21 protein-coding genes and 1 pseudogene are annotated in these 26,321 nt (G+C 72.6%); 17 read left to right on the forward strand and 5 right to left on the reverse strand.

Features of this window, described 5'->3' with window-relative positions:
* Nucleotides 1-142: 142 nt before the first annotated feature.
* From kdpF to kdpC, 4 genes are read left to right on the forward strand one after another with little or no spacing between them, the layout of a single operon-like run.
* Nucleotides 143-232: a K(+)-transporting ATPase subunit F gene (gene kdpF / locus OG730_RS20140; protein ID WP_215024204.1), complete on the forward strand. Its 90-nt coding sequence runs from the start codon at nucleotides 143-145 to the stop codon at nucleotides 230-232.
* Between the two features lie 5 nt (nucleotides 233-237).
* Nucleotides 238-1,902 (forward strand): potassium-transporting ATPase subunit KdpA, encoded by a 1,665-nt coding sequence (kdpA, locus tag OG730_RS20145; RefSeq protein WP_327305535.1) that lies wholly within the window; start codon nucleotides 238-240, stop codon nucleotides 1,900-1,902.
* The gene (gene kdpB / locus OG730_RS20150; RefSeq protein ID WP_327305536.1) at nucleotides 1,899-3,998 is read left to right on the forward strand and encodes a potassium-transporting ATPase subunit KdpB; all 2,100 of its coding nucleotides are present in this window, start codon (nucleotides 1,899-1,901) and stop codon (nucleotides 3,996-3,998) included. The genes kdpA and kdpB overlap by 4 nt, the downstream gene beginning before the upstream one ends.
* A 34-nt stretch (nucleotides 3,999-4,032) precedes the next feature.
* Nucleotides 4,033-4,665 carry a potassium-transporting ATPase subunit KdpC gene (gene kdpC, locus OG730_RS20155; RefSeq protein ID WP_327305537.1) on the forward strand — a complete coding sequence of 211 codons (633 nt, stop codon included), beginning with the start codon at nucleotides 4,033-4,035 and terminating at the stop codon, nucleotides 4,663-4,665.
* A 199-nt stretch (nucleotides 4,666-4,864) separates the two neighbouring features.
* On the opposite strand, the gene OG730_RS20160 is transcribed toward kdpC, so the two are convergent.
* Entirely contained in the window at nucleotides 4,865-5,248 is a 384-nt protein-coding gene (locus OG730_RS20160) for a Ser-Thr-rich GPI-anchored membrane family protein (RefSeq protein WP_327305538.1), read from the reverse strand.
* A 231-nt stretch (nucleotides 5,249-5,479) separates the two neighbouring features.
* Between OG730_RS20160 and OG730_RS20165 the strand changes: the two genes are divergently transcribed.
* Nucleotides 5,480-6,421 carry an SMP-30/gluconolactonase/LRE family protein gene (locus tag OG730_RS20165; protein WP_327305539.1) on the forward strand — a complete coding sequence of 314 codons (942 nt, stop codon included), beginning with the start codon at nucleotides 5,480-5,482 and terminating at the stop codon, nucleotides 6,419-6,421.
* A gap of 43 nt (nucleotides 6,422-6,464) precedes the next feature.
* Nucleotides 6,465-7,019 carry a GNAT family N-acetyltransferase gene (locus tag OG730_RS20170; RefSeq protein WP_327305540.1) on the forward strand — a complete coding sequence of 185 codons (555 nt, stop codon included), beginning with the start codon at nucleotides 6,465-6,467 and terminating at the stop codon, nucleotides 7,017-7,019.
* A 95-nt stretch (nucleotides 7,020-7,114) separates the two neighbouring features.
* Here OG730_RS20170 and OG730_RS20175 read toward each other — a convergent pair whose 3' ends face one another.
* Entirely contained in the window at nucleotides 7,115-8,581 is a 1,467-nt protein-coding gene (locus OG730_RS20175) for an NsdA family TPR-like regulatory protein (RefSeq protein ID WP_327305541.1), read from the reverse strand.
* Between the two features lie 134 nt (nucleotides 8,582-8,715).
* Between OG730_RS20175 and OG730_RS20180 the strand changes: the two genes are divergently transcribed.
* The 5 genes from OG730_RS20180 to OG730_RS20200 all read left to right on the forward strand — a co-directional run bounded on the left by OG730_RS20180 (nucleotide 8,716) and on the right by OG730_RS20200 (nucleotide 12,819).
* Nucleotides 8,716-9,954 (forward strand): 3-oxoacyl-[acyl-carrier-protein] synthase III C-terminal domain-containing protein, encoded by a 1,239-nt coding sequence (locus OG730_RS20180; protein ID WP_327305542.1) that lies wholly within the window; start codon nucleotides 8,716-8,718, stop codon nucleotides 9,952-9,954.
* A gap of 135 nt (nucleotides 9,955-10,089) precedes the next feature.
* Nucleotides 10,090-10,956, forward strand: a complete 867-nt coding sequence (locus tag OG730_RS20185; RefSeq protein ID WP_327305543.1) for a hypothetical protein — start codon at nucleotides 10,090-10,092, stop codon at nucleotides 10,954-10,956.
* A 445-nt stretch (nucleotides 10,957-11,401) separates the two neighbouring features.
* Nucleotides 11,402-12,049, forward strand: coding sequence for a class F sortase (locus OG730_RS20190; protein WP_327305544.1), 648 nt, complete (start codon nucleotides 11,402-11,404; stop codon nucleotides 12,047-12,049).
* A gap of 178 nt (nucleotides 12,050-12,227) precedes the next feature.
* Nucleotides 12,228-12,563 carry a hypothetical protein gene (locus tag OG730_RS20195; protein WP_327305545.1) on the forward strand — a complete coding sequence of 112 codons (336 nt, stop codon included), beginning with the start codon at nucleotides 12,228-12,230 and terminating at the stop codon, nucleotides 12,561-12,563.
* A gap of 97 nt (nucleotides 12,564-12,660) precedes the next feature.
* Nucleotides 12,661-12,819, forward strand: coding sequence for a hypothetical protein (locus tag OG730_RS20200; RefSeq protein ID WP_266879589.1), 159 nt, complete (start codon nucleotides 12,661-12,663; stop codon nucleotides 12,817-12,819).
* Between the two features lie 254 nt (nucleotides 12,820-13,073).
* Here the strand turns inward: OG730_RS20200 and OG730_RS20205 are convergent, their stop codons facing one another.
* Nucleotides 13,074-13,487, reverse strand: a complete 414-nt coding sequence (locus OG730_RS20205) for a hypothetical protein (RefSeq protein ID WP_327305546.1) — start codon at nucleotides 13,485-13,487, stop codon at nucleotides 13,074-13,076.
* A gap of 370 nt (nucleotides 13,488-13,857) precedes the next feature.
* On the opposite strand from OG730_RS20205, the gene OG730_RS20210 reads away from it, so the two are divergent.
* The 4 genes from OG730_RS20210 (at nucleotide 13,858) to OG730_RS20225 (ending at nucleotide 18,919) form a co-directional block, all read left to right on the forward strand.
* Complete coding sequence (locus OG730_RS20210; RefSeq protein ID WP_327305547.1) at nucleotides 13,858-14,685, forward strand: hypothetical protein; 828 nt, start codon at nucleotides 13,858-13,860, stop codon at nucleotides 14,683-14,685.
* A 93-nt stretch (nucleotides 14,686-14,778) separates the two neighbouring features.
* Nucleotides 14,779-16,830 carry an FUSC family protein gene (locus tag OG730_RS20215; protein ID WP_327305548.1) on the forward strand — a complete coding sequence of 684 codons (2,052 nt, stop codon included), beginning with the start codon at nucleotides 14,779-14,781 and terminating at the stop codon, nucleotides 16,828-16,830.
* A gap of 91 nt (nucleotides 16,831-16,921) precedes the next feature.
* Nucleotides 16,922-17,647 (forward strand): hypothetical protein, encoded by a 726-nt coding sequence (locus OG730_RS20220; protein WP_327305549.1) that lies wholly within the window; start codon nucleotides 16,922-16,924, stop codon nucleotides 17,645-17,647.
* A gap of 15 nt (nucleotides 17,648-17,662) precedes the next feature.
* Nucleotides 17,663-18,919: a sensor histidine kinase gene (locus OG730_RS20225; RefSeq protein ID WP_327305550.1), complete on the forward strand. Its 1,257-nt coding sequence runs from the start codon at nucleotides 17,663-17,665 to the stop codon at nucleotides 18,917-18,919.
* Nucleotides 18,920-18,997: 78 nt separating this feature from the next.
* On the opposite strand, the gene OG730_RS20230 is transcribed toward OG730_RS20225, so the two are convergent.
* Nucleotides 18,998-21,100 (reverse strand): PhoX family protein, encoded by a 2,103-nt coding sequence (locus tag OG730_RS20230; RefSeq protein ID WP_327305551.1) that lies wholly within the window; start codon nucleotides 21,098-21,100, stop codon nucleotides 18,998-19,000.
* A 292-nt stretch (nucleotides 21,101-21,392) separates the two neighbouring features.
* On the opposite strand from OG730_RS20230, the gene OG730_RS20235 reads away from it, so the two are divergent.
* Together OG730_RS20235 and OG730_RS20240 are read left to right on the forward strand one after the other, a co-directional pair.
* Nucleotides 21,393-23,141, forward strand: a complete 1,749-nt coding sequence (locus OG730_RS20235) for a VWA domain-containing protein (protein ID WP_327305552.1) — start codon at nucleotides 21,393-21,395, stop codon at nucleotides 23,139-23,141.
* Nucleotides 23,142-23,314: 173 nt separating this feature from the next.
* Nucleotides 23,315-24,382: pseudogene (locus OG730_RS20240) on the forward strand (RNA-guided endonuclease InsQ/TnpB family protein).
* Here OG730_RS20240 and aspS read toward each other — a convergent pair.
* Nucleotides 24,366-26,171, reverse strand: a complete 1,806-nt coding sequence (gene aspS, locus OG730_RS20245; RefSeq protein ID WP_327305553.1) for an aspartate--tRNA ligase — start codon at nucleotides 26,169-26,171, stop codon at nucleotides 24,366-24,368. The pseudogene OG730_RS20240 and the gene aspS sit on opposite strands and share 17 nt — an antisense overlap.
* Nucleotides 26,172-26,321 lie beyond the last annotated feature (150 nt).

Raw genomic sequence — 26,321 nt, forward strand, 5'->3', positions numbered from 1 at the left:
CCGACAACCTAGCCCCGCCCACTGACAACAGCCGAAAGCACAGGTCAGATCAGATGCGAACCGAGCTCCGGCGCTCCGCGTCCACGCCCCAAGGGCCCCTCCCTCCCCGGCCTGAAGGCCAGAGCCTGCTCGGAGAAACGCTGTGAACGCCGAAAACGTCGTCGGCCTGCTGGTCGCCGTCGCCCTGCTGGGGTACCTCGTCGTCGCCCTCGTCTTCCCGGAGAGGTTCTAGCGCCGATGAGTCCCGTCCTCGCCGGGGTGCTCCAGCTGCTCGCGCTCCTCGCGGCACTGGCCCTCGCCTATCGCCCCCTGGGCGATTACATGGCCCGCGTCTACTCCTCGAAGAAGCACTACGCCCCCGAGAAGTGGATCTACAAGGCCGTCGGCGCCAACCCGAACGCCGAGATGCGCTGGCCGGCGTACCTGCGCTCGGTCCTCGCCTTCTCGGCGGTGAGCGTCCTCTTCCTCTACCTGCTCCAGCGCCTGCAGGGCCACCTGCCCGGCTCGCTCGGCTTCGTCTCCATCAAGCCGGACCAGGCCTTCAACACGGCCGCCTCCTTCGTGTCCAACACGAACTGGCAGTCGTACGCCGGTGAGCAGGCCATGGGGCCGCTCGTGCAGACCGGCGGCCTGGCCGTGCAGAACTTCCTCTCGGCCGCCGTGGGCATGGCCGTCGCGGTGGCCCTCGTACGGGGCTTCGCGCGCTCGCGCACCGGGGAGCTCGGCAACTTCTGGTCGGACCTGGTGCGCGGCACCGTCCGCATCCTGCTGCCCCTCTCCCTGATCGCCGCCGTCGTGCTGGTGGCCTGCGGGGTCATCCAGAACTTCTCCGGGATCCACGAGGTGGGCCAGTTCCTCGGGGCGAAGCAGCAGTGGAACGGCGGGGCGGTCGCCTCGCAGGAGGCCATCAAGGAGCTGGGCACGAACGGCGGCGGCTACTTCAACGCCAACTCCGCCCACCCCTTCGAGAACCCGACCCCCTTCTCGAACCTCTTCGAGATCTTCCTGATCCTGCTCGTCCCCTTCTCCCTGACCCGCACCTTCGGCCGGATGATCGGCTCGGTCCGCCAGGGCTACGCGATCCTCGCCACGATGGTCACCATCTGGCTCGGTTTCACCGCCCTGATGATGTGGACGGAATTCGGCCACCACGGCCCGGCGCTCCAGGCCGCGGGCGGTGCGATGGAGGGCAAGGAGGCCCGCTTCGGAATCGGCGCCTCCGCGATCTTCTCGGTCGCCACGACCCTGACCTCGACCGGCGCGGTCAACTCCTTCCACTCCTCGTACACGGGACTGGGCGGCGGCATCCAGATGCTGGGCATGCAGCTCGGCGAGATCGCGCCCGGCGGCGTCGGCTCCGGGCTCTACGGCATGCTGATCATGGCGATCATCGCGGTGTTCATCGCCGGCCTGATGGTCGGCCGCACCCCCGAGTACCTCGGCAAGAAGATCGGCACCCGCCAGATCAAGTTCGCCGCCTGCTACATCCTCATCACCCCGGCCCTCGTGCTCGGCTTCACGGCGCTGGCGATGGCCCTGCCGACCCCCGTCACCTCGATGTCCAACGGCGGCGCGCACGGCTTCTCCGAGGTCCTCTACGCCTACACCTCGGCCGGCAACAACAACGGCTCGGCCTTCGCGGGCCTGAACGCCAACACCCAGTGGTTCAACACGACCACCGGCCTGGCGATGCTGCTCGGCCGCTTCCTGCCCATGGTGTTCGTCCTGGCCCTGGCCGGCTCGCTCGCCGAACAGCAGCCGGTCCCCGCCACCGCGGGCACCCTGCGCACCGAGAAGCCGCTGTTCACCTTCCTGCTCGTCGGCACGATCATCATCGTCACGGGCCTCACCTACTTCCCGGCCCTGGCGCTGGGCCCGCTCGCCGAAGGGCTCGCCTCATGAGCACCGCCACCCCCACCCGAGCCCCGCACGGGGACCTGCCCAGCGGTCACAAGCCCGAGAAGGCAAAGATCGGCGGCGGCATCTTCGACCCGAAGCAGCTGCTGAAGTCCTTCCCGGACGCGGTGCGCAAGCTCGATCCCCGGGTGATGGTCAAGTCGCCGGTCATGTTCGTGGTGCTGATCGGCTCCGTACTGACCACCGTGCTGGCGATCTCCGACCCCGGCAGCCTCTTCGGCTGGGCGATCACCGCCTGGCTGTGGCTGACCACGATCTTCGCCAACCTCGCCGAAGCCGTCGCGGAGGGCCGCGGCAAGGCCCAGGCCGAGACCCTGCGCAAGGCCAAGACCGACACCGTCGCCCGCCGCCTGAACGGCTCGGCGGAGGAGCAGGTGCCCGGCACGGATCTCCGTATCGGCGACCTGGTCGTGTGCGAGGCCGGCGACATCATCCCCGGCGACGGTGACGTCGTCGAAGGCGTCGCCTCCGTGGACGAGTCCGCCATCACGGGCGAATCGGCCCCGGTCATCCGCGAGTCGGGCGGCGACCGCTCGGCCGTGACCGGCGGCACCAAGGTGCTCTCCGACCGCATCGTCATCAAGATCACGACGAAGCCCGGCGAGACCTTCATCGACCGCATGATCAACCTGGTCGAGGGCGCGGCCCGGCAGAAGACCCCCAACGAGATCGCGCTCAACATCCTGCTCGCCTCGCTGACGATCGTCTTCCTGCTCGCCGTCGTCACCCTCCAGCCCTTCGCGATGTACGCGCACGCCAAGCAGTCGATGATCGTGCTGACCGCGCTGCTGGTCTGCCTGATCCCGACCACCATCGGCGCCCTGCTCTCCGCCATCGGCATCGCGGGCATGGACCGCCTGGTGCAGCGCAACGTCCTGGCCATGTCGGGGCGCGCGGTGGAAGCGGCCGGCGACGTCTCGACCCTGCTCCTCGACAAGACCGGCACCATCACCCTCGGCAACCGCCAGGCCTCCGAGTTCGTCCCCGTCACGGGCGCCATCGCCGCCGAACTGGCCGACGCCGCCCAGCTCTCCTCGCTGGCCGACGAGACCCCCGAGGGCCGCTCGATCGTGGTCCTCGCGAAGGAGAAGTACGGCCTGCGCGAACGCCACCAGGGCGAGCTGGCGGGCGCCGAATGGATCCCCTTCACCGCGCAGACCCGTATGTCGGGCGTGGACGTGGACGGCCGCAAGGTCCGTAAGGGCGCGGCCGGTTCGATCATCGCCTGGGTCGGCGAACAGGGCGGTACGGTCGCCCCGGACGCGCGGGCCAAGGTCGACGAGATCTCCGGCGCCGGCGGCACCCCGCTGCTCGTCGCGCTGGAGGACGAGAAGGGCGCCCGGGTCCTCGGTGTCATCCACCTCAAGGACGTGGTCAAGGAGGGCATGCGCGAACGCTTCGACGAGCTGCGGCGCATGGGCATCAAGACCATCATGATCACCGGCGACAACCCGCTGACCGCCAAGGCCATCGCCGAGGAGGCGGGCGTCGACGACTTCCTCGCCGAGGCCACCCCCGAGGACAAGATGGCCCTCATCAAGCGGGAACAGGCCGGCGGGAAGCTCGTCGCGATGACGGGCGACGGTACGAACGACGCCCCGGCGCTGGCGCAGGCCGACGTGGGCGTGGCGATGAACACCGGAACCTCGGCCGCCAAGGAGGCCGGGAACATGGTGGACCTCGACTCCAACCCCACCAAGCTCATCGAAATCGTGGAGATCGGCAAGCAGTTGCTGATCACCCGAGGCGCGCTGACCACCTTCTCCATCGCCAACGACGTCGCGAAGTACTTCGCGATCATCCCGGCCATGTTCGCGGCGGTCTACCCGGGCCTCGACAAGCTCAACATCATGGGCCTGCACTCCCCCGACTCCGCGATCCTCTCCGCGGTGATCTTCAACGCGCTGGTCATCATCGCCCTGGTCCCGCTCGCCCTCAAGGGCGTCCAGTACCGGCCCACCAGCGCCGACAAGATGCTCCGGCGCAACCTCACCCTCTACGGACTCGGCGGCCTCGTCGCCCCGTTCATCGGCATCAAGCTCATCGACATGGTCGTCTCCCTCATCCCCGGCCTGCGCTGAACAGGGCTCTGCTGACTAGGAACGTAGTGACCTCATGAACAACTCCGTGGGCAACACCACCCGCCTGCTCGGCGCCGGGCTCCGCGCCCTCCTCGTCCTCACCGTGCTGTGCGGGGTCCTCTACCCGCTCGCCGTCACCGGCATCGCGCAGGCCGCCTTCGGCCGCAAGGCCAACGGCTCCGAGATCGAGGACGCGAGCGGCAAGGTCGTCGGCTCCTCCCTGATCGGCCAGTCGTACGGGGACGACCTGCGCTGGTTCCAGGGCCGCCCGGCGGCGGGACTCGCCAAGAACACCGTCAACGACCAGTACGAGCTGCTGGTCTCCGGCGCCACCAACAAGGCGGCGGACAGCCCGGAGCTGCTGAAGGCGGTGCGGGAGGCCAAGGCCAAGGTCCTGCTCGACAACACCGTCCCGGGCTACGCCCCGCGGCTCGACCGGATCCCGGCCGACGCGGTGACCTCCTCCGGATCCGGGCTGGACCCCGACATCTCGCCGGCCTACGCGGACCTCCAGACGGCCCGCGTCGCCCAGCGCAACGGACTCCCGGTCGCGGAGGTCGCGAAGCTGGTCAAGGCCTACACCGAGGGCCGCACCCTCGGCTTCATGGGCGAGCCCCGGGTCAACGTCCTGGAACTGAACACGGCCCTGCGCGACCTCAAGCGGTGAGGGCCCGGCGGAGCCACTGACCCAGTCACCCACTGATCTGCTGATCTGCTGACCCGCTGACCCGCTGACCCGCTGACCCGCTGACCTGCTGACCTGCTGACCTGCTGACCTGCTGACCTGCTGACCTGCTGACCCACGAAACGGCCCCGGGCCGGATCGAGACGCCCGACGGCGTCCGATCCGGCCCGGGGCCGACCGCTCACGCGGTGACGGTGACCGGCTGGCTGTAGGCGTCGAGCATGCCCGCGGTGGAGGTGACCAGGACGAGGTAGCGGCCCGGGGCGACCGCGGGGACCGTCACCGTGATGCCGGTGCGGTGGGTCTGGACGCCTCTCGCGAGGACGGCCTTCGTCACGGACCGCGTGCCGTCCATGGTGACGAGCTCGATGTCCACCACGTCCCCGGCCGGGCCCACCACGTACCAGGCGACGGCCTGCCTGCTGCCGCGCGGCCAGACCGTGCCGGGCCCGGGGGTCTTCACCAGGAGGTTGTCCGACTCCAGCAGGACCGCCGCTTCGGGGCGGTTCAGACCCTGCCAGACCCGCCGGGCGAGGGACTTGAGGGAGGGGGCGGTGATCGACATGGTGCTCCTTCGCGGGGTGCGGGCCGGGTGGTACTCCACCTTGAAGAATGACCGGCGGGGCCCCCGTCCCACCTCCCCCTTTCGGCCGCTCCCGGCCCGCCCGACGGCAGGGACGGCTGTTGTGATCCACACCTCTTCCTTCGGAACTGCATTGCATGCGCCATATTGCATCTTGCAGTCTTGGCATTGAGCCGAAGGAGATTCGGTCCAGGCGGGATGAGGGGGAATCTCATGTACGAGATGTTCGACGACCGGTTCCGGACCGGACGGTGCATGAACGGGGACGACGGGCCGGAGGTCCTGCACACCGGCTCCCGCTGGGCCGAGGGACCCGTCTACGTACCCGCGTGGCGGCAGGTGATCTGGAGCGACATCCCCAACGACCGGATGCTGCGCTGGGACGAGGAGACCGGGGCCGTCGCCGTCTTCCGGCGGGGCGCCGGGCACACCAACGGCAACACCCTCGACCGGCAGGGCCGGCTGGTCACCTGCGAGCAGGGCAACCGCCGGGTGACCCGGACCGAGCACGACGGCACGCTCACCGTGCTGGCCGACCGCTGGCAGGGCAAGCGCCTCAACAGCCCGAACGACGCCGCGGTCCGGTCCGACGGCTCGATCTGGTTCTCCGACCCGGACTTCGGCATCACCAGCGACTACGAGGGCTACGTCGCCGAGAGCGAGATCGGCTCCAACAACGTCTACCGGATCGATCCCGGCACCGGTGAAGTACGCCTGGCCGCCGACTGCTTCGAGGCCCCGAACGGCCTCGTCTTCTCCCCCGACGAGCGGCGGCTGTTCGTCTCCGACACCCGCGCCGGCCTCATCCGGGTCTTCGACGTGCGCGCGGACGGCACCCTCTCGGACGGCAAGGTCTTCGCCGACGCGGCGGCCCGCCCGGGGGCCCGCTTCGACAACCTCCGCTTCGACGACGGCGGCCGGCTCTGGGCGGCCGCCATGAGCGACGGGGTGCACTGCTACGACCCCGACGGCACCCTGCTCGGACGGCTCGACCTCCCCGAGACGGTGTCGAACATCGCCTGGGGCGGGGCCAAGCGCAACCGGCTCTTCATCACCGCCGAGACCAGCCTCTACTCCGTGGTCATGGGCGTCACCGGCACCCACCCGACCGGACCGGGGCGCAGGCCCTGGCTGGACGGGCCCGGCCGGCCCTGAAATCCCGGTGCCGGGTGCCGCGCCGCGCTGGCACACTCCCCGCATGGACGCCACCGCCGCGGGTGCACCCCGCTTTCGCATACGCGAGATGACCGGGCCCGACATCGACGCCGTCGCCGCCGTGCGCATGGACGCCTGGCGCCACGCCTACGCCGACCTGATGCCCCGGTCCTACCTGGACGGCCTCGACGCCGCCGCGTTCGCCGAGAGGAGGCGCGCCGCCTTCGCCGACCCGGACGGCGCCGTGAGCAACCTTGTGGCCGAGGGCCCCGACGGGGAGGTCCTCGGATGGGCCGCCTACGGCCCCGCCACGACCACGGACCCCGAGGGCACGGCCCCGGACGAGGGCGAGCTGTACGCCCTGTACGCGCGGCCCGACGTCATCGGCACCGGCGTCGGGCGGGCCCTGCTGACCGAGGTGCTGCACCGGGCGGCCTACCCCGCGGTACGGCTCTGGGTCGTCGAAGGCAACGCCCGGGCCCGCCGGTTCTACGAGATCGCGGGCTTCAGCCCCAACGGCGGGGAACTCGTCGAGTACGCGGACGGCTCCCCGGTTCCCGAGCTCTGCTACCGCCGGGCGGCCGCGGCCACAGGCTGAGCGGGCAGCCACCGGCGTTCCCACCGTCGCCGCCCAGGCCGTCGCGTATCCCGTCGCGCATCCCGCCGCGCATCCCGCCGCGCATCCCGTCGCGCTCACGGCAGCCGTTCCGCCAGCGCCCGGGCCATCGCGACGGTCGGGACCGCCTCCCTCGTGCGCCGGTACGGGGTCAGGTCGCGCAGCAGCCGGCCGAGCGCCTCGCGCACCGCACGCGACTGCACGGCCGGGGCGGCCGTGAGGAACGCCCGCCAGTGCTCGCACGCCCGGGTGAGGTGTCCGAGGCGCAGCAGGGTCTCGGCGAGCGCGGCGTGGGTGAGCGCGGTGGCCCGGTGCTGTCCGGCCGCGCGGCCGCGCAAGGACCGTTCCAGCGCCTCGGCCGCGGCCGGGAACTCGCCGAGGGCGAGGTGGGTGCGGGCCCGGGCGAAGTCCAGATCGGCCCGGGCGTACGAGTCGAAGGGCCCCTCAAGCGGGTCGACCGCGTGCCGCCCGTGCAACCGGTCGGCGGTGGCCAGATCCGCGGCGGCGGCGGCCCGTTGCCCGGCGTGGGCGTGCGCGGCCGCACGCTGGACCAGGAGGAACGCCAGCGTGCCGGGCTCCCCGTCCGCGGGCGCGGTCTCCACCGCCGTCCGGGCGAGCCGTACCGCGTGCGCGGGCTGCCCGAGCCGGCCGGCGTGCGCGCTCATCGCGCGCAGGGTGATGGCGTACATCCGCCGGTCCCCGGCCTGCCGGGCCAGCCCGAGGGCGATCCCGTGGTACTCCTGCGCGAGCCCGTGGTGCCCGGAGTCCGCCGTCATCTCCGCCAGCAGGTGCGCGAGTTGGGCGTACCCGCGCCATACGCCGGTCACCCCGCACCGCGGCCCGGACACCGCCCGGCCGGCCGCGCCCCGGACGCGTACGGCGGGCCCCGGGCCTTCCGTGTGGCGGGCCGCGAAGGCGCCGGCGTCCTGGGCCAGCCAGGCCGCCAGGGCCGTACGGGTGTGGACGCCGCCGTGGGTGAGGTAGAGGCCCGAGAAGCTTCCCGCGAGGGCCCTCAACTGCTCGGCGTGCGCCGCGAGATGCCGCCGCGCGGCGAGCTCCGACATGCCGGTTCCCGTACGGGTGCCCGGGCCCCCTCCATCGGGCCCGGCCCCCTGCGCCGGATCCGGGTCCCACACCGCCGCGGGCACCGGCACCGGCTGGTACGGGCTGCGCAGCAGCGGCGCCCTGCCGTGCGGGTCCCCGTCCGCCCTGGCCCGCAGCGCGAGCCGGAGCAGCCCTCCGGCCCCGTCTTCGGCGGGCGGCGCCGCGGGGCCGGGCCCCTCCGAGCCCGCGCCGAGGCCCGCCTCCGCCACCGTGACCAGCCGCCCGCACCGCTCCGTCAGCGCCGCCGCTATCAGCTCGGGCACGGGCCGGCGCGGCCGGGTGCCGGAGAGCCAGTGCGCGACGGCGGTCCGGTCGTAGCGCAGGGCCAGCCCGTGCAGGGTCCCGAGCGCGTTGACGGCCCGCGCCAGCTCCGCCCCGTTCCACCGCGCCTCGGCCAGCAGGTCGCCCAGCCAGGCATTGGCCACCCGTCGCCCGCTCACCTCGCCCGCCTCGGCAGGGACCGGGATCCCGTATTCAACGCTTTCACCACTGCACCCCCCGCATTCCCTTCTCCCCGCCCTCCCGCTGGTGTTCGCTGGAGCCGTCCCCATCGGATTCCACGGACCGGAGAAGCATGTCTGCCTCGGAAACGGCCAATCCCCCCGCCCCCGCCGCGTACGCGTACCCGTTCCCCTATCGGATTTCCGGTGTCGGCGCCCAGATCGGCGAAGTGATCTCCGTCGAGGACTGGGCCCGGCTCGCGCACATCCCGCACCGCAAGCAGGCCGGGAAGGAAATCAGCGGCGCCGATATCGAGCGCATACTCGGGGTCACTTCCAAGAGCTGGGACCGGGAGCGCTTCGCGTCGCTCGACACCGTCGTCGACGTCGCCCGCTCCGCCCTGCGCTCCGCCCTCGCCGAGCCCGGGGACATCGACGCCGTCTTCGTCGCCACGTGCACCCCGTACGAGATCATGCTCGACCAGGACGCCTTCAACCTGCTGCGCCGGCTGCGCATCCCGGACAGCGTGCCCCCCTTCCAGCTCGGCGCCGGCTGCGGCGGGCTCTCCCGCGTCGCCGCGCACCTGGCCCGGACGGGGGCCCGCCGCGCGCTGGTGATCTCGTACAACGCCGCGAGCCCCATCGGAATCGACGAGAACGGCATCATTTCCCAGTACAGCGGCGCCGACGGGGACCATCCTTTCGCGCACACCCTGTGGTGTTCCGGGGCGCTGTTCTCCGATGCCGCGACCGCCCTGGTATTCGAGCGGGACGACACCTTCGAGGCGGGCCTCGGTTTCTATTCGCGCGATTCCCTCGATTTCGGAGGCGAGCCCGGATTCAGCGATCCGCTCATCCATTACCCGGGAGGCGGGGCCGCCCACCCGCCGGGCTTTCCCGGATCCGCGGAGCTCTCCGCATTCGGACTCAACGGACCGGAACTGGCCCGCTATTACTCGCGCGGCATGATGATGAACCAGGAGACGATGGACGCCCACCGCCCCGGTTTCGTGGACGAGGTCCGGCGCGTCTACACGCACCAGGCCGGTCCGGCACTGGTCGAGAACTACCACCAACTCGCCGGCCTGGACACCGGGAAGGCCCCCGCGCACGCCCGCGAGCTCGGCAACCTCGTGACCTCCGCGACCCCGGTGCTCTTCTACACCGACGTGGTGAACGGCCTGGTCGGCGCGGGCGATTGCGTCTGCTTCTCCGTCATCGGCGCCGGGCCCGAACGCGGGGCCTTCCTCGTCCGGGTGGGGATCCCCGGCGAGGTCGCCGTGACCACACCGCTGCCGCCCGTCCCGGCCGCCGCCGAGACCGCCGGGGCCGCCCGGGCCGTCGGCGCCGCCAGGGCCACCGGGACCACCTGACCCGCCCGGACCGCCCGAGCCGCCCGAGCCGCCAGGACCGCCAGGGCCGCCAGGGCCGCCCTCGCACCCGGCGCCCCCCACGACACCGCCACCGCGTACCCGCACGCGCCCCACCTCCTTCGAAACGAGTCCGCCGTGCACATCGCCCTCGCCGGGGCCGCCAGCCCCACCGGCATCCGGCTCGCCGCCGAGCTGCTCGGCCGCGGCCACCACCTGACCCTGCTCACCGGCGGCGACGTCCGGCAGAGCAGGCTCCTGCTGGCCCGTCAGCTCGCGCTGATCGGGCTGTATCCCGAGTACGTGGACCTCCTCGCGGCCCGGCTCGACGCCCGCCGGGGCGCCGAGGTCCTGGCGCCTCCGGCGCCGACCGGCCCCGCATCCGTCGGCCGCTTCGACGCCGTGTGGTGCGTGGAGCAGCCCGCCGCCACCGCGGCCGCGCTGCTGCCCCTCGCCTCCGGAGGGGAGAGGCGTACGGCATTCCACCTGGTCACCGTCGGGGACGCGGGTCCGGCCGGGCGTACGGTCGCCGCCGCGGCCGTCCGGGACGGGTTCCCGGCCGGGGTGCACTGCCTGGCCCCGACGGTCAGCGACCTGGCCGACCACGCGGAGCTGCCCCGGCCGGCCTTCACCCGGCTCGCCGTCGCCGAGTCCGTCCGGCCGGATCCACCGGGAGCACCGGATCCGGGGGCTCCGGCCACGGTCGGGCTGCTGCCCCTGGCCCCGGCGGCCCGGGCCCTGGCGGAGGCCGCCGAGGAGCCGGGCTGGGCGGGGCTGCGCCACATCGGCTGGGTGCACGCGCACCCCACCGAGGCCTCGGCGCTGACCCGGGCGGTCGGCCCGGAGCTGGCCCCCGGCCTGCTGCGGCGGCTGTCGGGGCTCCAGCCCGCGGCCGCCACGACCGTGCTGGACGGCCCGCCGCTCGGCGCCGGGTACCTCACCCGGGCCGCCGCGCCTGTCCTGCCTCCCGCCCGGCGGCCCGCCCGGACACCGGAGCGGGTGTGAGCGCGGCGGCACCGGCCGGGACAGGGGCGGGGGCATCCGGGGCGGACCGGGCAGGAAGGCTGGGGACGTGAGGGGACCCCATGGCCAGGGCATATGCGTATGGATCATTCATGATCCAAGGACAAGCCGCCCGCCCCCGCCCCGCAACTCCGGCCGACGGCTCGTCATATCGTCCCGCTTGACAGGTTTTCGCATGGGGCAGAACGTGCCGCCGATGCGACACGCCCAAGGTCCGCCCTTGGCCTTCTCACCCGTTCGGGCGCACACCCCCCAGGCCGGCTGCGCCACGGGCCCACCGGCCTCCAGCTGCGAAGACGTGCCGGAAGACGGGTGACGGAGCGATGACTCGACGTCAGTTCGCCGTGTTACGCGCCCCACCGGGGGCAGGGGAAGGGTCCACTGCTCTCGGGACCCGGCCGCCCGAGCCGGACCAGGAGGGATTCCCATGCCCCGCGCCAAGTGGGTGGTCGGCGTACTGACGGTGGCTCTGCTGTGCACCGGCCTAGGGGTGTTGCGCACCACCGAAGGCGGCCGGCCGGCCGCCCCGACCGCGGGCGACGCCCTGCCCTCGCGGGTCCTGGGGCTGTCCGGGCCCCGCCGGCTGGCCCGGCAGCTGGAGCACTCCGGCGGCCACGTCACCGGCAAGGGCTCCCGGCGGCCCGGACGGACGGGGGTCACGGCCCTGCCGGCCTCGCCGCCGCTGCGCCTGGTCATCCCGGCCCTCGGAACGGACGTACCGCTGACGGGCGGCACACCGTCCGGCGGGCCGTACGCGGCGGAGCTCCAGCCCGGCGCCGCCGACGCCAAGCCTCCCGTCCCGGACAGCGCCGTGTGGGACTCCGCGGGCCCGCCCCCGGGCGCGGCCGGTACCGCCGTGGTCTCCGGAGACCTGCCCCGGCTCGGCGAACTGCGGCGCGGGCAGACGATCGAGGTCGCGCGCGCCGACCGGCGCACGGCCGTGTTCACCGTGACCCGGGTCTCCCCCGGGATCTCCGGGCGGGGCGGACCGTCCGGGCGGGCCCAACTCCGTTTGATCAGCGGTGAGACGGCCGTGCTGGCGCGCCTCACCGGCCACCGCCGGACCCTGTCCTGACCGGTGGCTGCCCCCGTAAGACGGACACCCCCTGCGGCCACCTGACAGCCGTGGGGGGTGTCTTCGTCCCCCGGTCGGGGGACGCTGCGGCCTGGGGGGAGAGTCCGCGCGCGCGTCGGGGCACACCCTCCGCATGAGCGGTACGCGGCGAGCGCGAACGGCACCGGACAGGGCCCTGATGACGGCCCTGACGGTGCTCTGCGCCGTGCTGCTGTGCCTGTTCGGCGTCGGCGGGGCCGGCCCGTCCACCGCGACGGCCGAAGGCCCCCGCTCCGCCCCCAGCGCCCCGGCCGAGCCCACGGAGGCGCCCTCCGATCCGGCCGGCGACCCCGAAGTGCGGGTGGCCGTACGCGTTCCGGCGCGAGGTGTCCCCGGCGTACGGGGACTGCAGCGGCCGGTGTTTCACGTGAAACCTCCCCGGTCCGGTCCCGCGGAGCCGGCCCCGCGTCCGGCGGGGGCCGGCGCACCGATGGCGTCCCTGCGGGCGGTACGGAGTGTGGTCCTGCGCTGCTGACCGGGCCGAGAGGCCGAGCAGCAGCACCGCGCGCCCGGCACACCGGTGCCCTTGGCGCGCGTTCCCCCACACACCCGAACCACCGTGAGGCTCCGCCATGTCCTTCGACCCGTACCTCGCCCTGAACGCCATGCTCCGCGCCGAGGCCGCCCGCTTCTCCCCGCCGGCCCCGCCCGTACGCCAGCCGGAACCCGAGTCCGCGAAGACCGCCCAGACCACCGCCGAGGCCCCGGCCGGGGACGACACGGCCGCGTAGGGGCTCGCGCGGGACACCGCGCGGGGGCGTCAGGACATGGGGAGGCACCGGTTCCCGCGCCCTCGGCAACGGAGAGTGGTCACGTGAGGTTCGACCACGGGGCACGGGAACCGGCGCCTCATTCAGTCTCCGCCACCACCCGCCGCCCCACCTCCGCCATTCGTCCGGATTCGCCCGGCCGAAAGTACCGAGCCCCGGCCCCCCGCACACGGCGGGGGCCGGGGCTCCGGCGTACGCGGGCGGGCCCGGGCGGCCTACGTGGCGTCGCGCGTGTGGTAGCGGTAGAAGGCCGCCGCGCCGACGGCCGCGCCGACGAGCAGGCCCAGGCCCGAGCTCTTCAGGATCGACTCGTCGGCCAGGCTGTACAGGTAGCCGAAGGAGACGCCGGCGAAGATCCCGTACGCCGCCGCGTGCGGCTCCTGCGCCAGCCGCGGGCCGATCCGGGCGAGGGCCACCAGACAGGCGGCGAAGATCGCGCCGCACAGGATCCCGTAGAAGACGTTGCCCGCGTCGACGGGCCCCGTCTGACGCTTCATGAAGGCGGCGTAGACGCCGTAGACCAGTCCCATGAGCAGCGGTCGCACGAGGGCCGACCTGCTCGTGTGGGCCGCCGTGCCGGTGGCCGCCTGCCGGTGCCCCCGGGGGGCGGTGGGTGCCGCATGTGCCATGACGGGCTCCTCTCTCCCATCCTCCAGGGCACACCCGCAACCGGGGACCGGCAACCGGAGCAGTCCGACGGCCTTGGCGCCGGGGGCCGCCCGCACCGCCACCGCGTCGATCTCGAAGCGCGAGGCGGAAGCCCTGCACAGCTGCCCCAACCCGGCCCGGAGCGGTGACGGCGGCCGAGCGGTCTCGGCGGCCCGGCGGGCGGCCCGCCGGGCCGCCCGCCGGGCCGCCCGCGGCGTACCTCGACAAGCAGCTCCGGGCACCGGCCCGCGCGGGCATCGTCACCTCCGCCCCCGACCCGCGGGGCGCCCGCACCACCCGGCCGCAGCAACCCGGCTCGCGCCGCGCGCCCGGCCCCCTTTCCCTGGTGACGTGCGGACCTTCCTCTCGGCGGTACTCATCGCGCTCGTGGCCCTGCTGGTGCCCGCGAGCGCCGTCGCGTACTGGGCCGACCACGAGCTCGGCAGCGCCGACCGCTACACCGCGGCCATGTCCCCGCTGGCCTCGGATCCCGCCGTGCAGAACCTCGTCGTCACCCAGGCCGGCCGGGCCCTCTCCGGGCAGATCGACGCCGGCCCCTTCCAGGGCGGGCTCGACGCGCTGCTCGGCGAGGCCCTGCGCTCCTTCGTCGGCACCCCGGCCTACCAGACCGCCTGGGACGCCGCGAACCGCGCCGCCCACGGCGCCTTCTTCCAGGCGCTCACCACGGGCGACGGCAACGCCGTGAGCATCGACCTCGCACCCGTGATCGCCAGCGTCAAGGGCGAACTCGTCGAGAACGGGGTGCCCCTCGCCGACCGCATCCCCGAGACCCACGTCTCGGTGAAGGTCATGGAGTACGACAACCTCGGCGCGCTCCGGAAGGGCTTCCGCATGCTGCAGATCGCCGGGGTCTGGCTCCCCGTGCTCACCGTGGTGCTGGCCGCGGTCGCCATCGTCGTCGCCGTCCGGCGCCGCCGGGCCGTCCTGGCCACCGGGCTGGGGCTGGCCGTCGGAGCCGTCCTGCTGTGGGTGGCCGTGGTCGTGTGCCGCCGGCTCACCCTGAACGACCTGCCGGCCGACATCGACCGGCCGGCCGCCGAGGCGGTGTACGACGCGCTCACCGCGTTCCTGCGGACCACCGCCTGGGTGGTGCTGGCCGTCGGGCTGGCCGCCGCGCTGGCCGCCTGGCTGGCGGGCCGACTGCGCCGCACCCCATAAGCTCGGAACCGGCGGATTGCCACGCAATTCCGTAGAAGAATCCTTAGAACAGCACAGAAGAACCGATTCACGAGCGGCGGCACGGAAGCGGGAATGAGCACCGAACGCACCGAAGACATACCGCCCGGGCGGGCCGGACGGCCCGGACGGACGGGACGGGCCGTGCCGGCGACGGCCGGACGGTTCGGTCCGCTGGCCCCGCCCGCCTGGCTGCTGAAGGGGCTGCGGCCGAGTTCCGCGCCGATCCCCTGGGCCGCCGCGCTGCGCGCGGCCATCGCCATGGCCCTGCCGCTGGCCGTCGGCTTCGCCGTCGACGAGCCCGAGTACGCCGCGCTCGTCTCCATGGGCGCCCTGTCCGGGGTCATCGGCGACACCGCGGACGCCTACCGGATGCGGATCCTGAACATCGCCGTGCCCCAGCTCTTCGGAGCCGTGGGCGTAGCGCTGGGCACCCTGGTCTTCGGGCACGGCTGGGTCGCGGTCGGCGTCCTGACCCTGCTCGGCCTGGTCTCCGGGATGATCTCCTCCATCGGCACGGTGGCCTCCGTCTCCGGGCTGCTGCTCCTGCTGAACGCCGTGGTCGGCGCGGGCCTCCCGATGCCCAGTCCCTGGTGGACGGCGCCCCTGCTGCTGAGCGCCGGCGGACTGTTCGTGCTGCTGCTGACCCTGCTGGGCTGGCCGCTGCGCGGCCGGCAGCCGGAGCGTGCCGCCGTCGCCGCCGCCTACCGGGCCCTGGCCGACACCCTGGAGGCCGCGGGCGCACCGGGACCCGCCTACGAGGAACGCCGCCAGCAGGTCACCCAGGCCCTGAACCACGCCTACGACCTGGTGCTGGGCCGCCGCGCCCGGGTACACGGCCACAGTCCCTCGCTCGTACGGATGCTGGCCCAGCTGAACGTGCTGATCCCGATCGTCGAGGCCGCGCCCGCCGCGCACCTGCGCCGCAGAGCCCTCTCCCCCGCGATCCCCGAGGCCGTACGGAAGCTGGCGACGGCGGTGGAGGAGGGCCGCACGGACACCCCCGTACTGGACCTGCCCGCGCCCGACGGCCAGTCCGAGCGGGCCATCGACGCGGCCCTGCGGCACGCCGCGACCATCGTTCCGCTGGCCGAGCCCGACATGCACAACGTGGACGACCGGCTCGGCCGGCCCGCCGCACTGCGGGTCCGGGCCCGCCGGGTGGTGCGCGACATGATGTTCTCCGAGGCCTCCTGGCGCTACGGGCTGCGGCTCGCGCTGTGCATCGGGCTGGCGCAGGCACTCGTCTCGGTGGTGGAGATCGAGCGCTCCTACTGGGTCGCGCTGACCGTCACCTTCGTCCTCAAGCCCGACTTCGGCTCGGTCTTCTCCCGCGCCGTGCTCCGCGCGCTGGGCACCGCCGGCGGGCTCGTCGTCGCGGCCGCCGTGCTCTCGGAGGTGCCGCGGGGGTGGTGGGACGTGCCGGTGATGGTGGTCCTGGCGGCCCTCATCCCCGTCTTCTCGGTCAAGGGCTACGCCTTCCAGACCGCGGCGATCACCCCGGTCATCCTGCTCCTCTCCGACCTGCTCAACCACCAGGGCTTCGACCTGGTCCGGCCCCGGCTGCTCGACAGCCTGATCGGCTGCGCCATCACCCTGATCGCCGGGTACCTGCTCTGGCCCGAGAGCTGGCACACCCGGATCGGCGACCGGCTCGCCGACACGGTGGACGACGCGGCCCGGTACGTGGAGCGCGCCTTCGGCGCCCACCCCGACACCGAGGAGGGCCTGCGGGCGGCCCGCACCGCCCGGCTCCAGGCCCGCCGCCGCATCTACCGGGACCTGTCGGGCGTGCGCAGCGAGTTCCAGCGGGCCCTGACCGAGCCGCCGCCGACCGGGGAACGGGCCGCCGCGTGGTGGCCCCTGGTGGTCGCCGTCGAGCGGATCGTCGACGCGACGACGGCCGCCCGGGTCCGGGTCAACCACGGCGCACAGCGCCCGGTCCCCGAGGAGGTCGAGGCCATCGCCGAAGACCTCCGGGCCCTGGCCCACGGCGTCCGCCGGGTCGACACCCCCGCCCTGCTCCGCCCCACCCCGCCCCCCGCCGTCGACGAAACCTCCGTCCTCTCCCCGGTCCGCCAGGAACTCGCGGCAGCCCGAGCCATCGCGAACCCGACCCACGACTAGGGCGTCTCTTTCGGATCTTGCCGGGCCCGCGCCGTCCCCCCAATGGCCCCGCCCCCGGGCCACCCCGCCGAAGGCGGGAGAGCATCAGGACATGAGGTCCATCCTCCGGCGCAGCCGGGCCCTCCTGCCGGCGGCCGCCCTGGCGGTCATCGCGGGCTGCGCCGACGTGGAGGGCCTGCGGAACGACGGCGACCTCGGCACCGCCCGCGCCCCCCGCACCCTGTGGAAGGAATTCCGCCCCGACCCCCCGGCCCCCGGCCAGCGGTCCGGCGCGGCCACCGCCGTCCCGGGTCTCGCCAAGGTCCCGGATCTGTCCATGAAGGGCGTCAACGCCGTGGACGTCGTACGGGCCGACATCACCGCCGCCACCGCCGCGGACGCCGGCACCGGCCGGCTCGTCGACCCCCGGGCGATCCAGCGCCTCGCGCTCTGTACACAGGCTGTGGACGGCGGCCCCGACTGCCCCGTCCGGCCCGCGGTCCTGGCCGATGTGACGGGCAACGGCGTCCCGGAACTGATCACCGCCCTGGACATCGACGGCCGGGTCAGCGAACTGCGCGTCTACACCGTCCAGGACGACGGGACGATCGCCCGCGTCCTGTCCCGGCGCGGGGTCCTGGAGGGCGTGGAGGTGGCCGCCGAGCACCTTGCGGTCCGCGAGCCGACCTCGAACCCGAAGAAGGTCTCCATCTCCGACTACGTGTGGGATCCGGAGGCCGGGATCATGAACCTCTCCCAGCTCACCCTCGACGAGTGCCCGGGCCAGGGCGACACCTCCCCCTGCCCGGCCGCGGGCGCCGGCGCCCGCAAGGGCTGAGGAGGCCGGACACCGATGCACCGCACGAGCAGCCTGCGCTGGAAGATCGCCATGACCACCACGGCGGTGTGCTGCGCCGTCGCGGCCGCGCTCGGCGTCCTCGTGCACAACGTGGTCGCCCGCCAGCTCGTCGGCGAGGTCCGCAAGGACGTGGACCGGGAGCTGGACTACGCCCTGAGCCAGTACGAGTACGGCACCGCGCACGGCGACGGGAACAGCGCCCTCGACCCGCCCGGCCTCCCGGCCCCGCTGCGCGACCTGGTCGCCCGCGGACTGACCGGCTCCATGACCGGCGCCCACGACGGAAAACCGGTCATGTGGGCGGCCGGACCCGCCGACGGCAAGCCCCTCGCGGTCTGGGTCCCCTACGACAGCACCCGCACCCGGCTGCGGGAGATCGACGCCGCCATCCTGGTCTCCGCCGTCCTCGCCGCCGGGGTGGTCGCCCTCGCCGGCATCTTCCTCGCGGGCCGCATCAGCCGCCGGCTCGCCACCACGGCCGCGGTGGCCCGCCGGATCAGCGCCGGGGACCTCGACGCGCGCGTCGGCTTCCCGGCCGACGGGGAGGGGCCCCGCACCCGCTCCCGCGACGAGGTGCGGGACGTGGCGCAGGCCCTCGACTCGATGGCGGCCTCGCTCCAGGCCCGGCTGGAGGCGGAGAAGCGGTTCACGGCGGACGTCGCGCACGAGCTGCGCACCCCGCTCACCGGGTCCCTGGCCGCCGCCGCGCTGCTGCCCGAGGGCAGGCCCAAGGAGATGATCAACGACCGGCTGGGCGCCCTGCACCTGCTCACCGAGGACCTGCTGGAGATCTCCCGGCTGGACTCCGGCGTCGAACGGGCCGACCTGGCCCGGGTGGAGCTCGGCCGCGCGGTGGAGCGGGCCGCGGCGAGCACCCGACTGCCCGTCGCGGTACGGATCGAGCGGGACGCGGTGGTGCTGACCGACCGGCGCCGCCTCGACCGGATCCTGGCCAACCTGCTGGTCAACGCCCACAAGCACGGGCGGCCACCGATCGAAGTGACCGTCACCGGCCCGCTGGTGACCGTACGCGACCACGGACCCGGCTATCCGGCCGAGCTGATCGAGCAGGGCCCGCGGCGGTTCCGCACCGGGGATCCCGGACGCGGGCGGGGCCACGGGCTCGGCCTGACCATCGCGGCCGGGCAGGCGGAGGTGCTGGAGATCGAACTGCGCTTCTCCAACGCCCCCGACGGGGGCGCCGTGACCACGCTCCTGTTGCCGGTCGGGCGGCTGCCGGACGGAAGTTGAGCGGGGGCGGTCGTTGTTTCACGTGAAACAACGACCGCCCCCGCACAGATCAACTCACCTCGGCCCAAACGTCAGACGTCAGACACCGATGTTCTTGCCGTCCTTGCGCCAGACCGAGACGACCGACGGGCGGACGATCTTGCCCGGACCGTCGGGCCACACCGACTGCGGCTTCTCGACGGACGCGCCGTCGATCTCACCCGGGTGCTGCACGGCCACCAGGACGCGCTTGTCCTGGATGATCGGGCCACAGGTCTCGGCGCCGCGCGGAACGGTCAGGAACTGCTTGAGCTCACCGCGGCGCTCACCGGCGGTCGCGACGCCGAACAGGCCGTCGTGCGAGCCGAGCTGGTTGCCGTCCGTGGAGATCCACAGGTTGCCGTGCGGGTCGAACGCCACGTTGTCCGGGCAGGAGATCGGGCTGACCTGGTCCTTCGGGAAGCCGGCGAAGTAGGTGGCCGGGTCGTTCGGGTCACCCGCGACCAGGAAGAGGCGCCAGGCGAACCCGTCGCCGGCCGGGTCGTCGAAGTTCTCGGCGAGCTCCAGGATCTGGCCGTGCTTGTTCAGGTTGCGCGGGTTGGCCTCGGTGGCGCCTTCCTTGCCCGGCTTGCCGCGGTCCGCGTTGTTCGTCAGCGCGATGTAGACGCGGCCGGTGCGCGGGGACGGCTCGACGTCCTCGGGACGGTCCATCTTGGTCGCGCCGACCTTGTCACCGGCGAGGCGCGTGAAGACGGACACCTCTTCGGCGGTCATGCCCTCGACGTGCGAGACGTTCCCCGTGGGGGACGAGGTCAGGAGCTTGATCCAGACACCGGAACCGTCGAACTCGCCGTCGGAGGGGAGCTTGCCGGTGCCGTCGAACTCGGTGACCGGGGTGTCACCGGTCAGCTTGGCGACGTAGAGGGTGCCCTCGTCGAGCAGCGTCAGGTTGTGCTCCTTCGCCGCGCGCGAGTCGCCCTTCTTCATCTGCTTCGACGAGACGAACTTGTAGAAGTAGTCGAAGCGCTCGTCGTCGCCCATGTAGACGACCGGGCGGCCGTCCTCGGTCAGACGGGGCTGCGCGGCCTCGTGCTTGAAGCGGCCGAGCGCGGTGCGCTTGCGCGGGACGGAGTTCACGTCGTACGGGTCCAGCTCGACGACCCAGCCGAAGCGGTGCGACTCGTTGGGCTCCTGCGCGACGTCGAAGCGCTTGTCGAACCGCTCCCACTTGCGCTCGGTGGCTGCGGCGGTCACACCGTAGCGCTTCAGGCGCGCGGCCTGGGTGGGCTCGGTGACCAGGCCGGCGTTGCCGAAGTACTGGTTGAAGTTCTCCTCGCCGTGGAGGGTGGTGCCCCACGGGGTGGTGCCGCCGGCGCAGTTGTTCAGGGTGCCGAACACCTTGGTGCCGGTGGCGTCGACCGAGGTCTTCACCAGCTCGGTGCCGGCGGCCGGACCGGTCAGCCGGAACTCGCTGGTCGCGGTCAGGCGGCGGTTGAGGCGGTGGCGGCTGACGGCCGTCAGCTTGCCGCTGCGGTGGTCCTCCTGGACCGCGACCACGGACAGGCCGTGCGCGGCCCAGGCGATCTCGACCTGCTCGCGGGTCGGGTTGGCCGGGTCGTACGCCTTGAACATCAGGTTCTCGTCCGTGTACTCGTGGTTGGCCACGAGCAGCTGCTGGCGCTCGTAGGCGCCGCCGAGCGGGAGCAGGCTCAGGAAGTCGTTGTTGTAGCCGAACTGACCGGCCTGGGCGGCGGCGGTCTGGTTGTCCGGGTTGAAGCCCGGCGCGCCCTTGACGATCGGGTCGCCCCAGCGGATGACCACGTTCTGCTCGTGGCCCTCGGGGACCGTGACCTGGTCCACGGTGTTCGGAGCGACCGGCGTGAAGCGCAGACCGCGGGCACCCTGGGCGTTGACCCCGGCGGCGCCGGCGCGCTGCGCCTCGACGGTGGGGTCGGCGGAGGCGGAGGAACCGTTGCCGCTCAGCGTGAGGGCGGTACCGGCGGCCGAGGCCACCGTGACGACCGCGGCGGAGCGGAGCATCGCGCGGCGGGAGTAGGCGCGGGCTATGACGTCGCCGACGTACTCGTTGTCGCTGGTGTTCGGCACCTCGTGGAAGCAGGCGTCGCCGCAGCGGTAGCGGCAGGTGAGAGCGGAACGGCCGCCCCCGTGAGATGAGCCGATGAGCGGCAGGAGCTTGCGCACGAGTGTCCTCCGTTGATGCACGGTCCCCGACAACGTGTCGGAACAATCCGTCGGTGACGCTATGGGCGGGTTGCGCCGAAGCGGCGGCCGCTGGATGAACGGCCGGTGAATCCGGCACGTCGGGGCGGCAGTTCGGGGACGGAACGGGCGCGTTTGCGCCGTGGGCGCCACGAAAGGTGCCCCTCCCGAAGTTCCAGCCAAGGGGCCGATAACCTTACGTGTCCACTCTGGGCAGGGATCTACCGCGCCTCACGGACAAATGACGCACGCACTCATGCGAAAGGCCTGGCCCATGGGTATTCGGAGCTTGTTGCGCAAGGTGTTCGGACGGACTTCGGAACAGGTTCCGGCCACGACCGGCACCACTTCGGCGGCCCTCCCGAGCCAGACCGAACGCACCCCCCTGGACGCGGCCGCCGAACTGGTCGCCGCCTCCTTCGACAACCCCACGGTTCCCCCGCAGTCCACCCCCAGGGACCGCGAACCGGGCACCGTCCTCACCGCCCCGGCCCCGGCCCCCAACCCGGACCCCACGGTCCCGGAGGCCCGCCGCTCCCCCACCGGGGGTTCCCCGTCCACCCCGAAGGCCCCGGCCCCGGCCGAAGCGGAACCGGCCGCCGTTGCCGAGCCCGCGGCCGAAGCGGAGGCCGTGACCGAGCAGGCCCCGGCCGCCGCCGCTGCCGCTGAGGCGGAGGCCGAGCCGGTCACCGCCGAGGCCGAAGCCGAACCGGCCCCGGCCGCCGCGCCCGAGGAGGAGCCCGCCGCCGAGGCGGACACCGAGCCGCAGGCCGACGCAGCCGCCCCGGAGGCAGAGCCTGCCGCGGCGGAGGCCGAGCCCGAGGCAGAGCCCGTAGCGGCCGAAGCCGAGGCCATCACCGAGCCGGAGCCCGTAGCCGCCGAGGCGGAGGCCATCACCGAGCCCGAGGCCGTCACCGAGGCGGAGCCCGTCGTGGCCGAGCCCGAGGCGGTCACCGAGGCCGTCACCGAGGCGGAGCCGGTAGCCGCCGAGGCCGAGGCCGCCCCAGCCGAGCCCGAGGCCGTCACCGGGGTGGAGCCGGAGCCCGTGGCAGCCGAGCCCGAGGTCATCACCGAGCCCGAGCCCGTCGTGGCCGAGGCCGAGGCCGAGGCCGCGGCCGAGGCCGAGGTCATCGCGGAGGTCATCGCCGAGGCGGAGGCCATCGTGGCCGAGGCGGAGGCCATCACCGAGCCCGAGCCCGTCGTGGCCGAGGCCGAGGTCATCGCCGAGGCGGAGGCCACCGCCGAGCCCGGGGCCGTAGCGGCCCTCACCGAGGCGGAGCCCATCGCGGCCGCCGCCGAGGCGGAGCCCACCCCGGCCGAGGCCGACCTCCTCCCCGCCGACGCCGCCGCAGGCGGCCCCGCGCACGACCTCGCCGCCCTCAAGCGGCAAGCGCCCCCGCTCGCGGCCGCGTACAAGGCCGCCGGGCAGGCCCTGCGCGCCAAGGGCAAGGCCGGCGCCCGCGCCACCGTGTTCCTCGTGCTCGACCGGTCGGGCTCGATGCGCCCGTTCTACAAGGACGGCAGCGTCCAGCACCTCGCCGACCACGCCCTCGCCCTCGCCGCGCACCTCGACGAAGAGGCCACCGTCCGTACGGTGTTCTTCTCCACCGAGCTGGACGGCGCGGCCGACCTGGCCCTGGACGCGTACGACGAGGCCTGGGTCGAGACCCGCCACGCCGAACTCGGCCGCATGGGCCGGACGAGCTACCACGTGGCGGTGGAGGCCGTCCTCGAGCGCTACCAGAAGGACGGCGGCGAGGGCCCGGCCCTGGTCGTGTTCCAGACGGACGGCGCCCCCGACAGCGTCCGCCCCGCCCGCCAGGCGATCGCCGACGCGGCCACCACCGCCCCCGGCATCCACTGGCAGTTCGTCGCGTTCGGCGAGCACGACGCCAAGGCCTTCGACTTCCTGCGGAAGCTGACCGCCGAGAACACCGACAACGCCGGCTTCTTCCACGCCGGCCCCGCCCCGGCCGAACTGACCTCGGCAGCCCTCCTGAAGGGCCTGCTGGAGCACATCTAGACCCAGCAGTTCAAGACAGCCGAATGAGACCGCCGCCCTCCCTGGAGGGCGGCGGTCTCATTCACGCTCAGCATTGACAAAGAGCGACCATCAGATACCCATTAGCGCAATGGTCCGCTCGGCAGCAATCAACACCCGGATTGCACCGGCACATCCCAGTACAGTCTTTTCGCATGCAGCTCCGCTACAACTACCGCATATACCCGGGCCCTTCGCAGCGAAGTGCGCTTGCGCGATCATTCGGGTGCGCCAGGGTGGTGTGGAACGATTGCCTCCGCGAACGCAAGGAAGCCCATGCGGCGGGGCTGCCGTATCCGTCGTCGGCCGAACTGTCCAAGACGCATCTCACCCAAGCCAAGCAGACCGAAGGGCGCTCCTGGCTGTCCGAGGTCTCGGCAGTGGTGCTGCAACAGTCGCTGCGGGACCTCGATACCGCATTCAAGAACTTCTTCGGATCGATCAAGGGCACACGTAAAGGCCGGAAGATGGCACCGCCCAGATTCAAGTCGAAGAAGGACTCCCGCCAATCTGTCCGATTGACGAGCACAGCCTTTTCGCTCCGGGGCAACGGGGCTGTATACGTGGCCAAGGTAGGCGACCTGAAGGTCAGGTGGTCGAGGCCCTTACCGGCCGCTCCCACCTCTCTGACCGTGATCAAAGACGCGGCAGGCCGGTACTAGTCGACCAACCAGGCAAAGGCCCGTATAAAGGTCGCTCGGCAGCACGCCAAAGTGGCCGACCGCCGCCGGGACTGGCATCACAAGGCATCCACACGGATCATCCGCAAAAACCAAGCGGTGTACGTGGAAGACCTCGCGGTGTCCGGCCTTGCCAAGACCCGCCTCGCCAAGTCCATTCATGACGCAGGCTGGTCGGCCTTCGTGAACATGCTGGAATACAAGGCCACCAAGCACGGTCGGTATTTCGGGAAGATCGGTCGCTTCGAACCGACGTCCCAGGTCTGCTCGACGTGCGGAATCAAAGACGGCCCCAAGCCCCTGCACGTCCGTACATGGACATGCAAGGGATGTGGGGCCGTCCACGACCGCGACGACAACGCATCCAAGAACACCCTGGCCGCCGGGCGGGCGGACAGGCTAAACGCCTCGCAGAGTGCAGGTAAGACCAGGGCGGAAGTCCCGGCGCAGCACGGAGAAGCAGGAAGCCACCGAGACGGCCACCCGGCCGTGGCAGGACTCACCGGCCGTCAGGCCGGTGAGCACGTCAATGGTGCGGCTTGACGGCCTTGTCGACCGGCTCGGTCGTCTTGGTCTCCACCGGCTTGCGCAGCGCGATGTTCAGCTCGCGCAGGCGGGACTCCTCCAGGATGGTGGGCGCGCCCATCATCAGGTCCTGCGCGTTGCCGTTGAGCGGGAAGGCGATGGTCTCGCGGATGTTCGGCTCGTCGGCGAGCAGCATGACGATGCGGTCGACGCCGGGGGCGATGCCACCGTGCGGCGGGGCGCCGAGGCGGAAGGCGCGCAGCATGCCCGCGAACTCGCGCTCGACGGTCTCGGCCTCGTAACCGGCGATCTCGAAGGCCTTCAGCATGACCTCGGGCTCGTGGTTGCGGATGGCGCCGGAGGACAGCTCGATGCCGTTGCAGACGATGTCGTACTGCCACGCCAGGATGTCGAGCGGGTCCTTCTCCTCCAGGTCCTTCATGCCGCCCTGCGGCATGGAGAACGGGTTGTGGGAGAAGTCGATCTTGCCGGTCTCCTCGTCCGCCTCGAACATCGGGAAGTCGACGATCCAGCAGAAGCGGAAGACGTCCTCCTCGAACTGTCCGGCGCGCTTGGAGGCCTCGACGCGGACGCCCGCCATGATCTTGGAGACCTCGTCGAACTCGCCCGCGCCGAAGAACACGGCGTGCCCGGCGGCAAGTCCGAGGCGCTCGGTGAGGACCTTGACGTTCTCCTCGGTGAGGAACTTGGCGATCGGGCCGGTCAGGCCGCCGTCCTCGCCCACGCGGACCCAGGCCAGGCCCTTGGCGCCCAGCGAGATCGCGTACTCGCCGAGGCCGTCGAAGAACTTGCGGGGCTGGGCGGCGGTGTCCGGGACGGCCAGGGCGCGCACGTGCTTGCCGGCGAACGCCTTGAACTCCGAGCCCTCGAACACGTCGGTGATGTCGACGAGCTCCAGCTTGGACCGCAGGTCGGGCTTGTCGTTGCCGTACTTCATCATCGACTCGCGGAACGGGATCCGCGGGAACGGCGAGGTGACCGGGCGGCCCTTGCCGAACTCGGTGAAGATCTCCGTCATCAGCCGCTCGATGGGCTGGAAGACGTCCTCCTGCTCGACGAAGGACATCTCGACGTCGAGCTGGTAGAACTCGCCCGGCGAGCGGTCGGCGCGGGCGTCCTCGTCGCGGAAGCAGGGCGCGATCTGGAAGTACCGGTCGAAGCCGGAGATCATCAGCAGCTGCTTGAACTGCTGCGGCGCCTGCGGGAGCGCGTAGAACTTGCCCGGGTTCAGGCGGGACGGGACGACGAAGTCACGGGCGCCCTCGGGGGAGGTCGCGGTGAGGATCGGGGTCGCCATCTCGTTGAAGCCGAGGGCCACCATCTTGGAGCGGATGGAGGCGATGACGGCCGAGCGCAGCATGATGTTGCGGTGCATGCGCTCGCGGCGCAGGTCGAGGAAGCGGTACTCCAGACGGCGCTCCTCGTTCACCCCGTCGTCGGTGTTGATGGTGAAGGGCAGCGGGGCCGCGGCGCCGAGCACCTCGACCGACGTGACCTCGACCTCGATGTCGCCGGTGGCGAGCTCGGGGTTGACGTTGTCCGCGCCGCGGGAGACGACCTTGCCGTCGATGCGGACGACGGTCTCCTTGGTGACGCTGCTGAGCGCCTCGTTCGCGGCGGTGCCGGGACGGGCGACGAGCTGCGTGATGCCGTAGTGGTCACGCAGATCGATGAAGAGGATGCCGCCCAGGTCTCGACGATTGTGCAGCCAGCCGCTCAGCCGGACGTCGGAGGCGACGTCGGAGGCACGAAGCTCGCCGCACGTGTGGGACCTGTACCGATGCATCAGTCATCCAGTTCTACGTGATACCAGGGTGGATTCAACCGTCCCAAGGTTACCGTCCGGGACGCGAGCCCGTGCGGGGCCGCCCGCCGGGGCGGTCACCGGGTGGTGACCGGGCCGGCGACCGGGGCCGTGACCGGGGTGGTGAACAGG

The organism is Streptomyces sp. NBC_01298 (genome assembly GCF_035978755.1).
Taxonomy (GTDB): domain Bacteria; phylum Actinomycetota; class Actinomycetes; order Streptomycetales; family Streptomycetaceae; genus Streptomyces.

Bases quoted from the DNA above. Each gene is read 5' to 3' on its own strand.
- kdpA (WP_327305535.1), top strand. From the start codon at position 238: ATGAGTCCCGTCCTCGCCGGGGTGCTCCAGCTGCTCGCGCTCCTCGCG.
- kdpB (WP_327305536.1), top strand. From the start codon at position 1,899: ATGAGCACCGCCACCCCCACCCGAGCCCCGCACGGGGACCTGCCCAGC.
- kdpC (WP_327305537.1), top strand. From the start codon at position 4,033: ATGAACAACTCCGTGGGCAACACCACCCGCCTGCTCGGCGCCGGGCTC.
- OG730_RS20160 (WP_327305538.1), bottom strand. From the start codon at position 5,248: ATGTCGATCACCGCCCCCTCCCTCAAGTCCCTCGCCCGGCGGGTCTGG.
- OG730_RS20165 (WP_327305539.1), top strand. From the start codon at position 5,480: ATGTACGAGATGTTCGACGACCGGTTCCGGACCGGACGGTGCATGAAC.
- OG730_RS20170 (WP_327305540.1), top strand. From the start codon at position 6,465: ATGGACGCCACCGCCGCGGGTGCACCCCGCTTTCGCATACGCGAGATG.
- OG730_RS20180 (WP_327305542.1), top strand. From the start codon at position 8,716: ATGTCTGCCTCGGAAACGGCCAATCCCCCCGCCCCCGCCGCGTACGCG.
- OG730_RS20190 (WP_327305544.1), top strand. From the start codon at position 11,402: ATGCCCCGCGCCAAGTGGGTGGTCGGCGTACTGACGGTGGCTCTGCTG.
- OG730_RS20195 (WP_327305545.1), top strand. From the start codon at position 12,228: ATGACGGCCCTGACGGTGCTCTGCGCCGTGCTGCTGTGCCTGTTCGGC.
- OG730_RS20200 (WP_266879589.1), top strand. From the start codon at position 12,661: ATGTCCTTCGACCCGTACCTCGCCCTGAACGCCATGCTCCGCGCCGAG.
- OG730_RS20205 (WP_327305546.1), bottom strand. From the start codon at position 13,487: ATGGCACATGCGGCACCCACCGCCCCCCGGGGGCACCGGCAGGCGGCC.
- OG730_RS20215 (WP_327305548.1), top strand. From the start codon at position 14,779: ATGAGCACCGAACGCACCGAAGACATACCGCCCGGGCGGGCCGGACGG.
- OG730_RS20220 (WP_327305549.1), top strand. From the start codon at position 16,922: ATGAGGTCCATCCTCCGGCGCAGCCGGGCCCTCCTGCCGGCGGCCGCC.
- OG730_RS20225 (WP_327305550.1), top strand. From the start codon at position 17,663: ATGCACCGCACGAGCAGCCTGCGCTGGAAGATCGCCATGACCACCACG.
- OG730_RS20235 (WP_327305552.1), top strand. From the start codon at position 21,393: ATGGGTATTCGGAGCTTGTTGCGCAAGGTGTTCGGACGGACTTCGGAA.
- aspS (WP_327305553.1), bottom strand. From the start codon at position 26,171: ATGCATCGGTACAGGTCCCACACGTGCGGCGAGCTTCGTGCCTCCGAC.